Genomic DNA, 18551 nt, shown 5'->3' with positions numbered 1-18551 from the left:
CCTATGCTTTCCGAGTTCCTGCAGAGAGCTCTCCTTGGTCCAAGGGAATATTTAAAACACAGCGATCTGGCAAAGATGACCAGCCGATCGCCGTTTTCTTCCTATCTCAACTACCTGGCATATGACCCGGCACTGGAAATATACCTCAACCAGGACGGCAGCCTTGGCTTGTTATGGGAATGCTCCCCGGTGATCTACGCAGGTCCAAAGACCATTACCGCGCTTGAAGGGTTGTTTCGTGCCGGTTTACCAAAAGACAGTGTTATCCAGCTTCTCTTTCATGCCGATTCCTATATCGAACCAATCCTTGCACGCTACCAGGATAATCGAACAAGGCCTGAGACCATTGTCAGCACAAATACCAATGCCGTGGTGTCATTCCTCGTTGAGGGGAAGAAAGGTCTGAAAGCCTGCTCCAATATACCTGTTCGCAATTTCAGGCTGTTTGTCGCCGTCAAGATGCCTGGCGACACTCAGGAATTCAAAGTCTCCACAGATTTTGCAAAGAAAGAGAAAACAGATCCCCTGCTGGATATCAAACGGCAAATACATGAAACCTTAAAAGCTGCACTCCTCTCCCCTCGCCATATGCCGCCAAAAGCCTTGCTGGAATGGAGTCGCAGGCTCTTCAACAGCTATCCAAAAGAGTATCCGGAACAAAACCTCCATGCCTACAATCCGACCATTCCCATACGCAAGCAGATCATCAACAGCGATACGGTCATTCGGGAAGAGTCAGATCATATGCAGATAGGCAACCACTATTTCTGCTGCACAACCCCGAAGGTGATCCCCATCAATATCGATCCGCTGCAAACCAATTCTCTCTTTGGTGGAATATGGGGCGTTATATCCGATGCCGACCAGGTCAAGACCGATTTTTTATACGGTTTCAATATCGTTTTCGAGGCAGGTCTGGAGATGAAGCTCCATGCCAAATGCAACCTGACGCTCAACCAGCAGGCCGTTGGTTCTCTTTCTCCTACTCTTCGACGCAAACAGGAGGAGTATCTGGCCGCAACCGACGATCTCGAACGAGGGGAAAAGTTCGTCAAGATATTGCCGATATTCTGGGTATGGAGTGATGATCTTGAACAGGCCAAGGACTCCTGCACTCGGGTAAGGCGCTTGTGGGAAAACAACGGCTACGTCATGCAACAGGATAACATAATTCTCAAAATCCTGTTTCTCTCCTCTCTGCCTTTTGGACTCTACACCACTGGGAAAAATATCGAAAACCTGGAGCGAGACTTTATTGCTCCAGTTCCATCAATCACCCCGCTTTTGCCGGTTCAAGGTGATTTTGCCGGTTCCGGTGGTGAGCCAAAGCTGATTTTCACCGGCAGAAAGGGACAGCTGGTGTCGCTTGATTTTTTTGATGCTCACGCTACCAACCAAAATGTCTTTTGCTGCGCCACCTCTGGCTCAGGTAAATCATTCCAGGTCAACTTCATTGCCTTCAACTACTATTCTTGCGGTGCCCTGGTACGAATCATCGACATCGGCGGCTCATACAAGAAAATAGCCAATATGCTTGGTGCCAAATACCTCGATTTTGGACCCAATATCAACATCTGCCTCAATCCCTTTACCCATATAAAGGAGCCCGACGAAGAGCTGAAAAGCGTCGCCGCAGTCTTTGCCCAGATGGCTTATTCCAACTCTGACCGGGAAAAATGCAACGACACCGAGATGAACCTGATCCGCAATGCGGTGCGTTGGGCCTGGAAACAAAAGGGGCAAGCAGCTGATGCAGACACCGTCTATGAATTTCTCATGAAATTCCCCAATGCACCAGAATCGGATCTGGACGAAATGGCCGACAACAGCAAACTTATCGAAGTTGCCAGAAAAATGGCCTTCAATATCCGTGAATTCACCAGCCACGGCTTCCACGGCAAATTCTTTGTCGGCCCAAGCACCTTTGACATCCGCCAAGATGAATTTGTCGTACTCGAGCTGGAGAACCTGAAAGTTCAACCAGACCTGTACCGGGTCGTAACACTCCTGATCATCAATGGTGTTACCCAGGATCTCTATCTTTCCGACCGCTCCCGGCCACGACTTATCATCTTTGACGAGGCCTGGCAGTTTCTCGATAAAGGTGCCATGATCGCCCCGGTCATCAACGAGGGCTACCGCCGGGCTCGGAAATACAACGGCAGTTTCATGGTCATCACCCAGTCCCTGCTCGACCTGGAAAACTTCGGTGAAGTCGGCAATGTCATCAACTCCAATTCGGCCTTTAAAATCTACCTGGAATCGTCCGACTTTGACCAGGCGCAGAAGAAAGGGTTGATCGATTATGACAACTTCACCCTCAAGCTTTTGAAAAGCGTCAAATCCAATCCGCCCAAATACTCCGAACTCTTTTTTGATACTCCCTTTGGGGTGGGTGTGGCCCGACTGGTGGTCAACGATTATGCCTATTTCATCTACACTTCCAAGGCCAGTGAAATAGCGAGGATCGAGCAGATGGTTGCTCATGGCAAAACCTACCATGAAGCAATCCAGGAAATGGTTAACCTGAGGCAGCAAGGTGAATTGTAAACTCTCTATTCTTTTCTCTACCATTTACGTTGTTTTTGGTGCTTGGCCGGTCTTTGGGGAGGCCAAGCACCTAGGTGTTGCCGGTAAGTTGTATCAGGTAGTCGAGCCGGATATTGCAACAGAGCTGGAACAACAGGCCGTCGCAAAGAATCATGTTGAGGAGGATGAGTTCCTCGATCGAGTAAGAACATATCAGCCTGAGGATCTTCATCCACTTCCACGGGCAACAGAGGATAGAACCTTTCTGGTTGATATGACCTATACCCTTGACCAGGACTTGGTCGACGGCAACGGCAAGGTGATTTACCCCAGGGGGTTCACCTTCAATCCCCTTGATTATGTCTCATTCCCTGGAGGGTTGCTGGTTATTGACGGTGATGATCCCTCCCAGATCAAATGGTTTAGGCAAACTCCTTATGCCACTAATCATAAGGTTCGGCTGCTGCTCGCTGGTGGCTATGCTTTCCAGCTCACTGAACAGCTCAAACGTTCGGTGTTTTACCTGGTCGACGAAATTGCAGAGCGGTTGCAGCTGGCAGCGGCACCATCCCTGGTCATACAAAAAAACAATATGCTGCAGGTACGGGAATTTTTTGTACCTCAAGAAAGAACTACTGAAGAAAACGATGCGTCAAGATAGAACCATTCTCCTCATCTTTCTGTTGCTCTCGCTCCCATTCTCTGCATGGGCAGCGAAGTCCGGTGATTCATTCAATATTGCATCAGACGTCCATTGGGATGAAATCGAGCTGAGATTTGAGGGCATCTGTATCTGCCCCAGACCACCGCCCATTTACTATGAAGAAGGGGAAATATGGGAATACTGGGAGCCTTTCCTGGTGGAAGGTACCGTTTCCATGGCCAACTATTCTGCATACCTGGGGAAACAAACAGGATCATCACTCATAGATGAACTCGGCGGCAAGAACAAAAGTTCGGATTCAGTGGATATAGCCAATGAATCAACCTTTGCCCAGGGACATGCCTATCTCTTCCCCATGATGTACGGCTTTTGCAAACATAAAGATTACGGCATGTGGTGGAGCGAGTACGACTCCATGTGGCAGAATGACGAACTGTCCGCCATCATCACGCCTGAAGCAGCTCTCTATGCCAACAAGGCTATGCAAATGGCGTGCATGGCCGATGCCGCTGCAGTCAACCTTGGTTACCCTCTCGACTTTATGCCCTGGTGTATCGGCAGCAGTGGATCCGCTTACCCGATGACCGGCCATGTGGACAATGACAATATCGTTCAGGCCAACAACGCGGTTGCCTCACGACTGCTCTATAAACTCAACAGGCTTTTCATGATCTGCGATCCTGCGGATAACCTCTGTGGATGCAATTATACGCCTGTCTGGATCAAGAGCCATTACAAGATGCACGTCGTCAGACCAGACGACCGATCTCCAGCCTATCCCGTGGGCAAGGCAGCTAAATTTTACGACTCCGGCCTGAATGTGCCTTACCGGGGAGCTAAAGGTTCAAACGATGAATTTCTATGGGTGGTCTACAGGAAACAACGATGCTGTACCTGCTGCGACAGCTGATTTTTGCAAGTTTCATCCTTTGCTCATTTCCATGGCCAGGCCATGCCCAGGATTTGACCGAAAGCGATGTGTCTCTGATCATGAAAAAGGCCAGAGAGGATGCAGCAAAAATGGCCCTTCCGGTCAACAAATATGATGAGGAAGGGTTGAAGGCGGCAGAGGAAACGTCTCGGCTCTTCCACTCTCCTGAGTTTCAGGAACGTGTCCAATGTGAGCAGCAGCGGTTGGAAAAGGAGGTCTTTGGTCAATATACAGCTCCATGGAAAAGAAAGAGCCAACAGACGGCAGCGGAACAGGCGGGTCCGCAGGGGAGTCTCGCAGCTGGGGAAAAGGTTTTTCTCTTTATCTCAAGCTCGGTACCGGATGAAACCGTTCATGCCTATATCGCAGGTCTGGATAAAGCCGCTGAACCCAATATTTTGCTGGTAATGCGTGGGATGGTCGGAGGAATGTCTTCTGCGAGGGCCAATAAGGGACAATCGTATTTCAGCAGGATTTTAAAAAAAGAGCTGAATTGCCCTCGAACGGAAAAACCATGTGAGCGCTATGAAGTACCGATCCACCTGCAACCATCACTGTTCACCAGATACGGCATCACTAGAGTACCGGCTGTTGTCTATGAACATGAAGGCAATGCCTTTTTAATCCAGGGAGATGCCGGACTTGATTTTCTCCTGGAACGAATCAACCGGGAAGTGAAGAGCACCGGTATGACCAAGCTGATCAAGAAAATACGGGGCACACTTTGAGCGAAGAAAACACCACACAACCTGAAAAACCGGCAAGCACCGGGCCTGGTTATCTTGAGGTGATCATTCTTGCCCTGATACTTTCTGCTGCTATGGTGATGGGCTATGACAGAATGTTTGCCCAAAAGATCAGGGTCCTTGACTTGAAAGGATACCTTCGCACCCAAAAGGCACTCCTTGCAGCCGGTGAAATTACCGAACAGCAGTGGACAATGAAGCTGGATACCGTTGAACAGATTTTAAACAGTGAGGCCGCGAGTCACCCTAATCATGTCATCGTTTTGAAAGATGTGGTGTTGAGGAATGGAGACGAGATCCGGATCAAGTAATTGCTCCCTACAGTTTGAGACAAAAAATCTCAGGCTCAACAACCGGGAAAAGACGCTGGCTGTTGTCATTCTGGCAGCCCTTCTAGTAGGTGCCTGGCTGCCGGAACGGATCATTGTTTCCACCAGTCCATCGCTCGAGCATCGGATATTTTTCCTCACCAGGGCGAATAGCGAGATCAAACTTGGCGATTACCTGGTGTTCAGACATAAGGATTCAGATTTTGTCCAGAAAGGGCTGGATCCGGCAAATGACCGTATGATCAAAAAGGTCGGTTGCCGTCCAGGGAATATTCTCTCCACCGATGTTGAGAGGAACTACTTTTGTGGTCACAAACTGTTGGGAGTAGCGCTCAAGAAAGACAGTAAAGGTCGTTCCCTGCCGCTGTTTCAGTTCTCCGGACCGGTGCCGGAGGACAGCTATTTCATGGTTGGGACAAATCCACGCAGTTTTGATTCCAAATATTTCGGTTTTGTCCATGCAAACGACATCCTCTATAAAGCCTTGCCAATTTGGTGATCTCTTCCTGCTCTGGTCGGTGTGTTTGTTGATCGTTGCCGGCAATGCCACGGCTGCCGATCTCAATGCGAAATCCGAACAGCAGAACAGATTTTACAACGACACCAAACACGGCTGGTTCTGGTACGAAAATCCGCCAGCGGAAGACATGGAAACGAAAAGGCCACCGGAGTTATCCGCAAATGAGCCAAAGACAGCGCCAAATCTGGACTCATATTCCATCGAAGAGCTGTGGAATATGTACCCGGACGATTTTCAGGAACTCCTCAATGTCCTGCAGAAAAAAGCTGTCCAAACCCCATCCGAGCAACACATTCTGGAATATTTGACCATGCAGGATATAGCCCGCCGCAAAGCCCTCGCCTACACCAATGCCACCATGTACGTCACCCAGAAATATGGTGAGCTGTTCAATGTGAATCATGTGTATCCGACTGCGGGACCTGGGGTCACCGCCAGAGTCAGCATGCAGCAGGATGAAATATCCCAGACAATAAATCGCGCCGGCAACGATCATGCCCTGCTATTTTTCGTCAGCCCCGGCTGCGGCTTTTGTGAAAAACAGGCAGGGATACTGGGCTATTTTGTCGAAAAATACGGCTGGCAGATAAAGACCGTGGATATCAGCAGGAATATCAACAGTGCTAGTCGCTTCAACATCACCATCACCCCAACCCTGCTCCTTATCAAAAAGGGGCAGGACAACTACATGACGGTAGCAAGCGGAGTCATAGCAATGTCAGAGCTGGAAAGAAAGCTCTACCGAGCCATCCGTCTGCTGCAGGGTAACACCCGGGGAGACAACTTCCTGATGTATGACTTTCAAAAAGGCTCAGCGTTCGATCCAACATCAATCTTAGATAAGGGAAAACAGCCATGGAAAAACGCCGAGTAGCCATCCCCGCTGTAATTCTAACAATATCGCTTTTACTGTATCCCGTTGTTGCGTCATCCGCCTGGGTAGACGACTGGCTTGATCAAAAAACCACCACCTCCCCCAATTACCTCTCCGGACAACAGCGAGGTTACTATTCCGGAGGCAGCTTCAACGCCCGGTGGCCAAGCAGTGTCTCATATCCGGTTACGATCGAAACGCCCCGCATCAAAAGCGGTTGCGGTGGAATCGATGTGTTCATGGGTGGGTTCTCCTTCATGAATACCGACTACCTGGTGGATAAGCTCCAGGGCATTCTTTCCGGTGCAGCGGCGGTGGCCTTTGATCTTGGCCTGAAAACACTTTGCGAGCAATGCGCCAATACCATCAAAAACTTTGAGGCGATCTCCGATAAGCTCAACTCCATGCAGCTCGATGAATGCGCGGCGGCAAAGGAACTGGTCGGGGTGGTCATGGATGAAAACGGTTTTCACTCCAGCGAGGTGATGAAGGAAAAACTCGGCACCTCCATAAAGGAAAACAAGCTGAGCCAGGGTGTATCCGAAATGTGGGATATAATCACCACCGAGGATCAAGCCAACAATAACGTTCCGCAGCCGGCGGATGTCTCAAGGGTGACCAGTGGCTGTAACAGCGAAATAACAGCGACCTTCCTCTCGGGTGGATCCCTGCTCGACAATGTCGGCAGCAAAATCAGCCTGCCTGCCGATTACACCAGTCTTATTCGCGGCCTGGTTGGCGACGTCAACCTCGAGGGCTCTGCCAACGCCTACAAGATATCCTATGAACCGCCATGCTCGGAGAATAACCCGGACGATATCAAGGCATTTACCAGTGGCGAGGTGTTCGCCAAAGACTCTGGTGGAACCTGCAGCCAGATTACCGATACCAACCGTGACTTACGTCAATACGTCCAGAATATTCTGAGCTCTATTGCTGATAAAATCGAAAACAAAGGTGTCCTCAGCGGGGATGAAGAGACATTTCTGGCCGCAAGCCCCCTGTCCGCCCTTCCCATCCTTAAAACGGCTGTGGGTTCAGGTATGAAAGAAGCCGCTGTAGCCGGTCTTGCCGATATCACCGCCAATGCCTACGCCCTGCAGATGCTGTCCGATCTGTACGTGCGGGCCGAGACCATTGCCTGGAAGGCACGAGAGATGCTCGAGAAACAGGCAGAGGCCGCCACCGGCCAACCATCGGAGAATTGTGCGGCTGTCATTTTTGCCGAACATGCAGACCAGAATATCTCTCTTATGCAGGCGCGAATCAGGCGGCTTCAAGACGCTGCCCGGGCAAGTTATGTGGCTTCGGCAAAAGAGATGTCGACCATCATGGATTACCTTGAGCACATGCAGAAGGTCGAGCAGCAGATAACTGCCGAGATTACCCGGCGCTATGGTAAAGATGTCGCGGCAAGATTGCAGATGTGACGGGCGTATGAAGAGCATCAGACTCCCAATTATCGTACCAGCGGCTACCTGCCTGTCCCTTCTTTCAGCAGGACCCGCCTTTGCCCTGGATATGGAATATTATACCTACGGAGGATTCAATCCCATTACCCAGGCCTTCACCAAGATCGCCCTCATTTTCAGCGATTCGGGCTACCAGGGTTTGCTCTTTGTCGTCATGGTGCTTGGTCTTATCGCCGGGGTCAGCGCCTGGCTGGCACGTGCCGCCACGGGAGCAAAGGTCATCCCCTTGGTGTGGGCTGTGCCGGTACTGTTTGGCGCAGTCCTCTATCTGGCTCTCTTTGTTCCCAAGGGCAATATCACGGTCTACGATCCAGTATTGAACAGATTCCAGACCATCGGCCAGGTACCGGATGCAGTGGTCTTTACCGCAGGCTTTCTCAACAAGATCGAAAGAGGAATGGTCGACATTATCGATACCGCCGCCGCCCCTGATGCCCAGTTTAGCTCGACCGCCGGTGGTATTGGTTTCAAGGCCCTGGAGTCGGTCAAGGGATCAGCCCCAAAAAACAACTACGCCAGAACAAGCATGATCCGCTACGTCAAGGATTGTGTGACCTTTGAGCTATTGCGCCCAGGCACCACACTGTCACTTGATGATCTGCGCAACAACACCTCGGATTTTCTGGGCGACCTGAGCGCAGCGGTCAATCCGGCAGTCTATACCGTCTATTATGATGCCACTCACCCGGAAGGGTCCAATGTCACCTGCACCGATGCCTGGAACAGCTTGCAGCCCATTTATGCCAATCCCACCAATTACGATGAAGCCATAAAGAAGGTCTGCAGCAAGGCATATTTTGATCCGTCCAATGCGGTTGAATTGAACACCTGCAAAGCACTGCTCACCAGTACCCTGAATTTTACCACCGGCACCGCGACCACCCCGGAAAAGATCATCCAGCAACGCCAGATCGCCGAAATCCTCTACAACTTCTATTTCCAGGACGATTACGAGACATCCATGCTCATGGAGAGTAACCGCAAAATCACTTCCACCGGTCTCGGCATCGGCCTCACCATGAACGAGTGGATCCCAATCATCCGGGCTGTCATGACCGCCATTGCCATCGGTGTTATTCCCTTTCTGGTCCTCTTTCTCTTTACCCCTGTTGTCGGCAAGGCTGTATCGGTGATGTTCGGCTTTTTTGTGTTTCTCACCACCTGGGGGATTACCGATGCCGTGATCCACGGAGCGGCAATGGATTATGCCTCCTACGCCTTTGAAGATATGCGCCAATCGAGTCTCGGCGTCTATGCCATGGCTGCATTTCCGACCATCTCCATCAAGCTGCTGTCGATGTTTGGGGTGATCCGCTCAGCGGGTATTATGCTGGCGAGTTTTTTCTCGATGATGCTTATTCGCTTCGGCGGTCATGCCCTGGCCATGCTTGCCGGCAACCTCAGCAGAATAGTGCAATCTGCCGGCGCACAAGCCGGGCAACTGCTCACCCCGGAAGGAACATCTGCAGCCATGAACCAGCAGGTACGTGCCGCCGGACTCCTTGCCGGTATGCCGGAGCACCGGTTTTCCAACATGGCAGCTGCGCAAGCCTGGAACACTCACCGTTCGGTTGGTGGTTACACGGCTGCAATGAACACGAAAAACTCCCTGCAGGAATCTGGACAGATACCTCCGGGAACATCAGACAGTGAAATGGCTACCATGATGGCTTCAGCAAGGGTGAGTGCGGGGACAGGCTCAGGTCCTGTCGAAGTTTCAACCGGTCCGGACGGCAGTACCACCAGAACAAAATCAGAAACCGTCAATCCGGATGGTTCCACCACTGTCACCACCACCGGCGCTGGTGGCGAAGGAGTCGCCGTTGACACTATGGCCGAGGGCCGAGCTGCCTACTCGGTCGACAGTTCCGGTAATCATCACACCACCCACGCAGCCGTCAATGGTCTCAATCCCGTCACCGTTGGTGCCATGGCCCAACAGCAACAGATTGTCGCTGCTTCAAACAGTCTTGGCAAGAGTCAGAATTGGCAACTGGCTATGGATGCAGCGAAAAGGGCCAGTCTTTCCAGCAGTGAAGCCAGTGCTTTCACGACTCGGATTGATAATGCGACTCGTGAGAACTGGCAACGAGCAATGAGCGATAAGTCCAGTTTCGTTCATTCGATGAGTGAGGATGTTAGAACACAATTTCAAAGTAGTGTAGGAGCTGGTTTCAAAAGAATATTCAGCAGTGGGGGTCAGCTTACTGTGGTTGGCAACAATGGTGAATCAGTAAACTTCAATGTATCCGAAGAGACTGCCAAAGCATTTGAGAATACTGCGGCCCAGGTACGTTCAGAATCTCTTCAACAAACCTTGCAGGATTCCAAAAGCCTCGATTACATGACGAAACTTGCAAAACAGATTGGTGCCACTGAGGCATATTCGTACCTAAATGATGCTAGAGAAATGAGAAGCTCCACAGAATCGTACGGGGCCGACCTTACCACAGCTCTAGTCAGAAATTACGCCATAGAACGTTATGGAGATGAATCGCCGGAAAACATACGGCGCACCATAAGCGACTTCAATCATTTTCTGACCCAGCAGGGAAGTCAGGGAGTTGACAATATGAAAGCCATTGTTACCGGCTTTGTCAGTGGGAATGGTTATGGTTGGGGAAGCACTGCCGATACAGTAGGCAGTACCATTGCCGGCACAAAAAATCGCGTCCAAGACCAAAAATTTAAGCAAGACATTGGAATGGCTGCAAGCGTTGCCGGATCAAAAACCTATGGAATCAAAGATGGCACTCTCGCGAAGCCACACTCAGACATTCCAATGGACAATCCCAATGCACCTTCCGTCACTGATCCAGCCCACGACATTCGCAACAGAAATCGTATCGAGGAATCTGGCCAAGGTGGAATTCATACCACTGCAGGAGACCTGATGAAAGACATGGCCGGATTGAACCAAGGTGCACCCCCGAGACCAACTCACGATTTCTACAGGAACCCAACTTTTTATTACGAAGGCAATCTCGTTGAGCCACAGAAACAAGATGGAGGAATCGTGCTGCCTTCCGGCAGGGTCATTCATGGTGATGCAGCTTCTTCCCCACCAACAAACGATGAAGATTTTTGGAAAGGCAGTGTGTTTGAGAAAAAATAGCCCCTCTCAATCATCGTTTGAACGATGAAAAATGTTCCCAGGAAGAATAGACCAAGTGCGATCAAATTCGGGTTCTTCTTTAAACAAATCTTCCTGATCACTCTCGTATAGGCCTATCTTATGACTAGAACTTTTCTCATCCTTAACCAACAACTTGACAAGGACAAGGATTACCACCCCTATAATTATGCTGATAGTTCCTGTAGTCATCACTCTCCTCAACGCTAGAGGCAAAATATCACGACAAGCCTCATACTAATGCTTAGCACTTTCTATGAATATGTCAAACAGGCTGTACACCTATCCAAGCCAGATTAATCGGCATCAAGTGAAATAATCTGGTCTGTCACTTCAGTGAAGGCCACATCGTGACTTATGAGGAAAAGCTGGTCGTACCAGTGCTCTGTCAACTCTTCTCGGCCAACATCAATTGCGCGAAAGGCATGGGCAAGGTTCTCTCTCCGGGTAGCATCCAGATTGGATGTAGGTTCATCGAAAAAAGCCACTCGAGCCCCAATTGTCTGTAGTAGAGCCAGGCGAAGAGCAACTACAGAACTCATTATCTGGCCGCCTGACAACTGATCATCTGTACGTTCCCTGATTTGTCCATCAACCATATCCCGCAGAACTATCTGGTATTTATCTCCCCAGTACAGTTCTTCATCTGTCTCGGCTATGTTGCGGTATATCCTGTCAGCCCGGAGGCTGATTTCCTCTCGAAACCTGTCAGAAAGCTGGGTTGAGACATTCTTGAAAATCTGATTGCGTAAAAATTTGATCAGTGATTCTTTTTTCTCAATTTTTTTTCTCTCAGCAAGTTTAGCTTCGATCTCTTTTCTGATCTCTTTCAGCTTTTTGACTTCCCCTTCAATTCGATTCTGTTCTTTTCCCAAGTTTTCTATTTGCTGCCGAAGGGTGGCATTTTCAGCCACAAGCTCCTCTTTTTTTGACCTTTCCTCAGCATGTTTTTTAGCATCATAGACCTTTTGAAGTTGCGCAATCTCAGTTCTCTTTTCGGTAAGTGTCTTTGCGAGTTCGTCCAAAAGCACCAACATTTTTTTAAGGACTTCTTGGCGGTTTTTAAGATCCTGGGCATCCTTCTGGTTGGCAAAAAAGGCATCACGGTCAGATTGGTGCTTTGCTTTAATACCTTCCAAGGTTTTAATTTTAGTGTCGAGGTCTTGAAATACCTTTAGATCTTCTTTGCGTGCCTCTGTCGCTTTATCTGCTTCTATCTGCTGTACTTTTAACCCAGAAATGCCGCTTTTACGCTTATCATTGTCTTGTCTCTTCTTTTCAAGCGTCTTGATTTGTTTTTCAATTTCCTCGCCCCTAACTTTAAGAGAGTTCAACTCCTGCTGGGCTTTCTCTGCCGTTTCAATTTCTCTATTCAGCGCCTCAATCTGATGGTTGAATTCATTTTTTTCCCTCTCCAGACCTTCAAGTCTTTCAGTGAATACATCTCGCGGTTTTTTACCGATGATGTTCTTGCAGGATTCTTTAAAAAAAGGACACACTCCTTCCCTTAGCTTTTCTTTACCCTCCTGAAGCCCTGCTTGCTTACCGTTAAGAAGGCCTAGAACCGCTCGTAATTTCTCAATATCCTCTCGAAGTTTTGGCAACCTGGCTGCACTATCAGATGTGTTTTTGTCTGCTGCTAATCCTTTACGAATTGAATGCAACTGGCGTTCCTCTTCTGCTAATTGCTTTTCAGCATTGACCACCTCGCGCTGCTCATGTTCAATGGTTTGGTTCAATTTGGCTCTTTTCTTTTCCAGTTCATTAATTTCTTTTTCAACAGCCCGACGCTGCTGTTCCTGCATCCGTAAATTTTTAAGCTCTTTCTCGGCCTCCTCAAACGCCTCTTTGCCAGTCTTCGTTTTTTCAAGCATTGCCTGTGCTTGCTCTGACTCGATTACCCGCTGCTTCTGATCTGCAATTTTCCCTTCGCCATCACGGATACGGTTATCAAGAACCTTAATTTCAGCCTGATTGGTGTTGATTGTCTTTTCCTGGCCATCCAGTTGGACAAGTTGCTTGTCTATTTTCTTCAGTGCCCCCTCTTTTTCTAAAAGTATTTTTTGGCGAGCTCCAGAATCTTTGATTATTTCTACCAACTCTTTCTTTTTGTCTGGCAAAGAGGCTACCTGCTCCTGCTTTCCTGCAATCTCGACATTCAAGATTTCTATTTTATTCTTCGTGGTCGCCACAAGAGAACTGGTTCCCTTGTATGTCTTTCGCCAAGCGTCAATACCGAGGATTTCATCAAAAGCCTCTTGGCGCTTGGTCGATTGTTTCAAAACAAAAGGACCAAGAAAATCGTTTTGAAAGGGCCCAATGACTAATTTAAACTGGTCCGCAAGTGATCGGCCACTGTCTAATCCCAGCAGTTGTCTAATCCTCTCCTCTGTCTCCTGAGCACCGGCATGGTCCTCCACTTCGAAGATGCCACCAACTTCAGTGGCAAGAAGCCACTTTGAGCCCGCTCCTACGCCTCGGGACACGCGATACCTATTGCCTGCATCCGTTAAAAACACAACGGATATTTCACCTTTCTTTGCCCCAATGGAAATGAAACGTTCAATATTGCCAACAAAGTCCCTGGCATCTACTCCGAAAAGGGCATAACCGATTGCCTCGAAAATAGTGCTCTTGCCAGCACCATTAGCCCCAGACAGCACGTTAATGCCATTAACAAAATGAAGATCCTTGTCACGATGGGATTTTATGTTTTTGAGAGAGACCGAAGTAATCTGCATATTTTCAATCCTCTTCCGGAATGAGCCCTAATAGCTCTTCATCATCAACATCTCCTTTCAGCACCAGATCACGGATAGCCAAGGAAAGCCGGGTCAACTCTTCCTCACGATCTTTATATTTGGTGTGCGCACCGACCAGATCTTGCAACACATCTTTCTCAATTTCAGTAAGGGATTTTTTAACGACCTCCTCTCCTTCAGTTTTAGCGACCATTGAAAGATGATTTTTAATCTCGATGTGCAGTAGACTAGCAAATTCTTCAAGGGCCAATCGCAAGCGATCCCGCCCTAGCTCAAAGGGGTGGAAGCCAATTCTACCTGCCAGCTTTAATTCCAACAATGGCGCCCGCTCGTCAGCTAATCGGGCCAGTTTCTCTTTTACTTGGTCTCTAAACAAGTTCAGAGCATCATCAGCGTTTTCAGCTCCCTCAAGATTAATTACCTCAACCAGCATTGGCCTTGGGTTGGTCGGTCTGAATTCCGGTGAGAACCTGCCATCATCAATCGTGACAAAGTAATATCCCTTGTCGTATTTTTCCTCACCGAAATTTACCCGTTCTGGTGCCCCTGGGTTGTAGGCATAGGCTCGTCCCTCCGGAGTTTCAATGACATATGGTTTATGACCATGTCCGAGAGCGACATAACTGAATTTTTCTGCGAGAGGATGAGCCTCTTCAAGCTTCATATTGCCGATTTCAACCGGCGAATATTTCCAGATACCAACGTGAAATAGCAACAGGTTATTTTTTGTTGTTACCGCGTTGCATATCCTCTCTACATGATTTCCTGCCTGGGCGCCGATATAGCCTAGGCCGTATATATTGATGCCGCCTATTTCAATGTGCCCTCCCATACCTGTAACATCATCGAAAGGATCAAAAAAATAGCCACCGTCTTCAGTCCGAGAAGGGCGAAGCAGACGAATATATCCCATCTCGGAGAGAGCCTCCATCCAGGAAATATTATCTCGCCGGTGAATCCAGTCGTGATTTCCCTCAATAGCAATACAAGGAATTCCCGCTTCTTTTAGCGGCTGGAGAGTCTCGATGGTCTTGGCAAATGTTTTAGGCAAGATCTGCCCTGTGTGGAATAGGTCTCCACCAATTAAAACAAAATTAACCTGATCTTTAAGTGCATTTTTCACAATACCAGCCAAGCAGCGGAAAAAATCTTCATATCGCTCAATTTCACTCGGAGAGTTACGATACGTTTTCCCAAGGTGAATGTCGGCTGTGTGGATGAAATACATTAAGATTGCCCTTTGTCTATTTTGCTACTAAGACGAAACCTGATTAGTAGACATAACCATATTGATTATTAAGTCTTAACAAACTGAAAACACAATATTTTCTGCCATTATCAATGTCTTCTGTTCGACGTACGGATTAATATATGCAATCATCCTATTTTTTCATAAGGATATGTCATTCTAATCTCTCGATTAAAATAGGACCCGTGTGACGCTGCATTCATAAGTTCCTCAAACACCACTAATGGAACATTTTTATATTCATATATAGCCCCGCTTAAAAATTCCACTTCCAATATTTCTGTAGTATTATCATATCCAATTGCTGCGATATTCGAAGAAGATACTGGTTGCCTATCCATAATAAACCTCCTTGTATTGTTATCAAAATTCGTTATTTCTCCACCCTACAATGACTTTCTGATAGTTGCTGTCTGTAAGTGGTCCTTTTACCCATTGCTCAGAAACAAGGGGATCCGTGCTTTTTGATTCCCTTGCTTTGCTAAATTTTGTTCGCATTGGTAACTTAACGCATTCACCCATAACCAAGCCTTCTCCCGTCCTTAAACTTGGCAATAGTTCTACTAAATCACTCAATGAATCTTCTACAGCACTCCTTATATGGCCTCGATCATTTGAATTGGTCATCCTCAAAGCTATTACAGATCCGCATTGACTCAAAACCGTTTCATCCAATTCTGAAGGTCTTTGTGTTACTAGCAAAAGACCTGCTCCATATTTTCTACCTTCTTTTGCTATTTTTTGGACTATACGCGAAGATATTGATTTTTCACCCGCCTTCAAATAGCTATGTGCTTCTTCTAAAACAAATAGTATTGGTGTTTGTCTCCCACCAACATCGAGATCCTGTCCCCAGTAGATAAATTCATAGATAATCGACAAAACTGACCCCGAAATGGAACTTGTTACTTCTGATGGGATACTGGATAAGTCAAGAATGGTTATTGGCTTTTCCGCTCCTATCCATTCTTTTATTAAAATATCTAGGTCACTTGCTATCTTTCCATCTAGGTTCGGAGTAAGATCACCAAGTTTATACAAGAACCGATACCTATGGTCTAGTAATCGATTTCTCATTAAATTCAAGAACCCCAATATCCCTTGTGCTGAATTATTCATAAAAGGTGCAGCCCCTCCATTTCCGGCAGGGGTGTACTTGTTTGATTTTAATGCTTCTGCATCACCAGGATCTGTTTTATCAAGCGTATTGGTTTCCGGTTGTGCTCTTTGCATAAAGGTTTGACGTTCGAAATCGTCTAATTCAAACCACAATTTTTTAATACTGAATGGGATTGGGCTGTCAGCTGTAATGGCTTCCTCTTTTGAGATAGTCGCCAATTTCTTCGAAGATTCGATTTTTTTCTCTAGAACTTTTTCTCTGATATATTCTTCTTGTTTTTCGTTTAACTTTCCGGGGAAACTATTGATAAATTCATGAAATGTCATAGCCCAAAAAGGAATATATAACTCTTTCTCGCCTTTTGCTGTGTCAGCTCCAACTTTAAAAATCTGACTATGATATTTTAGAATTTTCCCATACTCACCATGAGGATCGATGAGAAGAATTCTTGAATTATTTAGACCTTCTTTTGTAGCAATTGCCTCTAATACCACTGAAACAGCGTTAGATTTTCCGCTGCCAGTTGAACCTAATATTGCACAATGCCTGTTAATCAACCTATCTAGATCAACTCTTGCCGCCAAACCTTCCGAGGCACTTACCTGACCGACTACAATCGATTTTTTCTCATCAAAACCACCATAAATTAACTTTAAATCTTTTGACGTAACTAAATGGACTTCATCATCGGCAATCGGAAACTGAACCACGCCCCTCTCAAATTCTTTTCCTGTTCTTTCACCAATCAAAGTCGCTTTTATCCATCGGGAACCAGTTCCAATTCCTTCTTGATCTATTAATTTCTCGGGAATAGCATCTGATCCTGCTTGGGTCACAACTCCGAATAAATCGACATATCCAAAAGGAATTTTAACAAAAGAGCCAATTTGCCCTACTCTATAGAGGATTCCATCTATAATTGGAAGAGTTGAGCCAATATTAGCGTCTAATTCAATAGCAAGGGTACTGCCTGTAACACTTCTAACTTTCCCAATATATGACGCACTATTACTCATAGGAATATCCTTAAATACTAAACCTTGAATTAGCATAAAAAAGTGCTAAAAAATCCGAGAACTTTTCAAACTCGCCTAGCTTGAAATCACCTTTTCCTGTCCAAGTATCATCTTTTAGTACAGCGTCTTCATCAAACCCATAATCTAAAAGATTATAGGATTCATTCCTATTTGGCTCTTTTTCTAATTTCCACTCTCCATATTCACAACCAATAACAGCTGTTTTTTTTGCATAAACTGATATTTTTGAACTACCTTTAGCATATTTCGACAAGACATCAGTCTCTTGCATTTCGCCTCTCTTCAAGACAAAAACATGTGAAGATCTCGATTGTGCAAGAGCTGTTAATATCATCCCGTTGATATGATCGTCACCAAAAGAATAACCACACACAAAAAGAACTGAATCTTCTTGCTTTATGAAATATGACAATCTGTCCATATAACTTAAATATGGTTGTTTACGGGAATGATCGTATTTCAAAAATGAAGGATAAATCATTGCGCTATCTATTGCGTCTGACACTCTGATGATTTCTTTATCTTCAAGAGCCCATCCAAGAGAGCCATGTAGCTTCCAAAGTTTGGTCCAATATTTGACCGGATCTGGATTGCTGTCTTCAATCCATTCTGGATAAAAGAAGGCTTTGTTACTCCCAATAAATCCATCAAAATATGGGACTTTTTGTTTCTCTAAGCCTGCTTCCAAGAGATAGTCATAGTTCGTTGTAAATATTTCTACTGGGAACTTTCTATCCGCATTCTTTATCCATTTTGCAAAATCGTCATGACTCAATTCCCTATCTGAAAAAGATGGCTGGTTGTGAACAGAAACGATTTTCTTAATTATTTTTTCAATATCTTTCCTTAAAGCTGTTAGTTCATTTTTTTTTAAGCCACACAAAGCTTCATCTCCAACCGCTCTTTCTTTTTCTGAAATTTTTGTGAGTAATGTTTCAATGTTAAACTTTTCATCATTAGCTTCTATTTCAACTTTTATCTGTTCTATTGCTGTGTTTGTCACTCCGCTAAAGTGACCAACAACCGTTTTTATCATTCCTTGACTTGTCTCAATTAAACACTGTTTTTTTTTGTCTTGAGCTGAGATCCCTGCACCAAACAAAAAACCGATTTTTTTTGCAGGATTACTTAATATCACTTGCAATCTTTCAATAACTTGTTTTGGGTCATGTGTTCCCATCGTTT

General features: G+C 46.6%; 14 protein-coding genes. 9 read left to right on the top strand and 5 right to left on the bottom strand.

The window, feature by feature from the left end:
• The first annotated feature begins 3 nt into the window (after positions 1-3).
• The 9 genes from HNQ81_RS10520 to HNQ81_RS10480 are packed head-to-tail and all read left to right on the top strand — an operon-like array spanning position 4 to position 11180.
• The gene (locus tag HNQ81_RS10520; RefSeq protein WP_183351125.1) at positions 4-2550 is read left to right on the top strand and encodes a TraC family protein; all 2547 of its coding nucleotides are present in this window, start codon (positions 4-6) and stop codon (positions 2548-2550) included.
• The gene (locus tag HNQ81_RS10515) at positions 2540-3190 is read left to right on the top strand and encodes a hypothetical protein (RefSeq protein WP_183351123.1); all 651 of its coding nucleotides are present in this window, start codon (positions 2540-2542) and stop codon (positions 3188-3190) included. Before HNQ81_RS10520 ends, HNQ81_RS10515 begins: the two co-directional genes overlap by 11 nt.
• The gene (locus tag HNQ81_RS10510; protein WP_221270858.1) at positions 3144-4103 is read left to right on the top strand and encodes a TraU family protein; all 960 of its coding nucleotides are present in this window, start codon (positions 3144-3146) and stop codon (positions 4101-4103) included. The genes HNQ81_RS10515 and HNQ81_RS10510 overlap by 47 nt, the downstream gene beginning before the upstream one ends.
• Complete coding sequence (locus HNQ81_RS10505; RefSeq protein WP_183351119.1) at positions 4079-4852, top strand: TrbC family F-type conjugative pilus assembly protein; 774 nt, start codon at positions 4079-4081, stop codon at positions 4850-4852. The genes HNQ81_RS10510 and HNQ81_RS10505 overlap by 25 nt, the downstream gene beginning before the upstream one ends.
• Positions 4849-5181 (top strand): hypothetical protein, encoded by a 333-nt coding sequence (locus HNQ81_RS10500; protein ID WP_183351118.1) that lies wholly within the window; start codon positions 4849-4851, stop codon positions 5179-5181. Before HNQ81_RS10505 ends, HNQ81_RS10500 begins: the two co-directional genes overlap by 4 nt.
• The gene (locus tag HNQ81_RS10495) at positions 5156-5698 is read left to right on the top strand and encodes a S26 family signal peptidase (RefSeq protein WP_183351116.1); all 543 of its coding nucleotides are present in this window, start codon (positions 5156-5158) and stop codon (positions 5696-5698) included. The genes HNQ81_RS10500 and HNQ81_RS10495 overlap by 26 nt, the downstream gene beginning before the upstream one ends.
• Complete coding sequence (locus HNQ81_RS10490; RefSeq protein WP_183351114.1) at positions 5658-6593, top strand: conjugal transfer protein TraF; 936 nt, start codon at positions 5658-5660, stop codon at positions 6591-6593. Before HNQ81_RS10495 ends, HNQ81_RS10490 begins: the two co-directional genes overlap by 41 nt.
• A complete protein-coding gene (locus HNQ81_RS10485; RefSeq protein ID WP_183351112.1) occupies positions 6575-8023 on the top strand; it encodes a conjugal transfer protein TraH in 1449 nt (482 codons plus the stop codon). The genes HNQ81_RS10490 and HNQ81_RS10485 overlap by 19 nt, the downstream gene beginning before the upstream one ends.
• A 7-nt stretch (positions 8024-8030) precedes the next feature.
• Positions 8031-11180, top strand: a complete 3150-nt coding sequence (locus HNQ81_RS10480) for a conjugal transfer protein TraG N-terminal domain-containing protein (protein WP_183351110.1) — start codon at positions 8031-8033, stop codon at positions 11178-11180.
• Between the two features lie 314 nt (positions 11181-11494).
• Here HNQ81_RS10480 and HNQ81_RS10475 read toward each other — a convergent pair whose 3' ends face one another.
• The 5 genes from HNQ81_RS10475 to HNQ81_RS10455 all read right to left on the bottom strand — a co-directional run bounded on the left by HNQ81_RS10475 (position 11495) and on the right by HNQ81_RS10455 (position 18546).
• Positions 11495-13939, bottom strand: coding sequence for an AAA family ATPase (locus HNQ81_RS10475; RefSeq protein ID WP_183351108.1), 2445 nt, complete (start codon positions 13937-13939; stop codon positions 11495-11497).
• 4 nt (positions 13940-13943) lie between these two features.
• The gene (locus HNQ81_RS10470; RefSeq protein WP_205240123.1) at positions 13944-15188 is read right to left on the bottom strand and encodes a metallophosphoesterase family protein; all 1245 of its coding nucleotides are present in this window, start codon (positions 15186-15188) and stop codon (positions 13944-13946) included.
• A 149-nt stretch (positions 15189-15337) separates the two neighbouring features.
• Entirely contained in the window at positions 15338-15550 is a 213-nt protein-coding gene (locus tag HNQ81_RS10465; RefSeq protein WP_183351106.1) for a KTSC domain-containing protein, read from the bottom strand.
• Positions 15551-15572: 22 nt separating this feature from the next.
• Entirely contained in the window at positions 15573-17345 is a 1773-nt protein-coding gene (locus tag HNQ81_RS10460; protein ID WP_183351104.1) for an ATP-binding protein, read from the bottom strand.
• 10 nt (positions 17346-17355) lie between these two features.
• Entirely contained in the window at positions 17356-18546 is a 1191-nt protein-coding gene (locus HNQ81_RS10455; protein WP_183351102.1) for an SIR2 family NAD-dependent protein deacylase, read from the bottom strand.
• Between the last annotated feature and the right edge of the window lie 5 nt (positions 18547-18551).

The organism is Desulfoprunum benzoelyticum (assembly GCF_014201505.1).
Lineage (GTDB): Bacteria > Desulfobacterota > Desulfobulbia > Desulfobulbales > Desulfocapsaceae > Desulfoprunum > Desulfoprunum benzoelyticum.
Note: the sequence above shows the minus strand (reverse complement) of the source record. Positions and strands in the feature narration are given on the sequence as shown.

Excerpts from the sequence above, each read along its gene's own strand:
- HNQ81_RS10465 (WP_183351106.1), bottom strand. The coding sequence starts at position 15,550 with ATGGATAGGCAACCAGTATCTTCTTCGAATATCGCAGCAATTGGATAT.
- HNQ81_RS10475 (WP_183351108.1), bottom strand. The coding sequence starts at position 13,939 with ATGCAGATTACTTCGGTCTCTCTCAAAAACATAAAATCCCATCGTGAC.
- HNQ81_RS10505 (WP_183351119.1), top strand. The coding sequence starts at position 4,079 with ATGCTGTACCTGCTGCGACAGCTGATTTTTGCAAGTTTCATCCTTTGC.
- HNQ81_RS10470 (WP_205240123.1), bottom strand. The coding sequence starts at position 15,188 with ATGTATTTCATCCACACAGCCGACATTCACCTTGGGAAAACGTATCGT.
- HNQ81_RS10485 (WP_183351112.1), top strand. The coding sequence starts at position 6,575 with ATGGAAAAACGCCGAGTAGCCATCCCCGCTGTAATTCTAACAATATCG.
- HNQ81_RS10495 (WP_183351116.1), top strand. The coding sequence starts at position 5,156 with ATGGAGACGAGATCCGGATCAAGTAATTGCTCCCTACAGTTTGAGACA.
- HNQ81_RS10490 (WP_183351114.1), top strand. The coding sequence starts at position 5,658 with ATGCAAACGACATCCTCTATAAAGCCTTGCCAATTTGGTGATCTCTTC.
- HNQ81_RS10480 (WP_183351110.1), top strand. The coding sequence starts at position 8,031 with ATGAAGAGCATCAGACTCCCAATTATCGTACCAGCGGCTACCTGCCTG.
- HNQ81_RS10520 (WP_183351125.1), top strand. The coding sequence starts at position 4 with ATGCTTTCCGAGTTCCTGCAGAGAGCTCTCCTTGGTCCAAGGGAATAT.
- HNQ81_RS10460 (WP_183351104.1), bottom strand. The coding sequence starts at position 17,345 with ATGAGTAATAGTGCGTCATATATTGGGAAAGTTAGAAGTGTTACAGGC.
- HNQ81_RS10455 (WP_183351102.1), bottom strand. The coding sequence starts at position 18,546 with ATGGGAACACATGACCCAAAACAAGTTATTGAAAGATTGCAAGTGATA.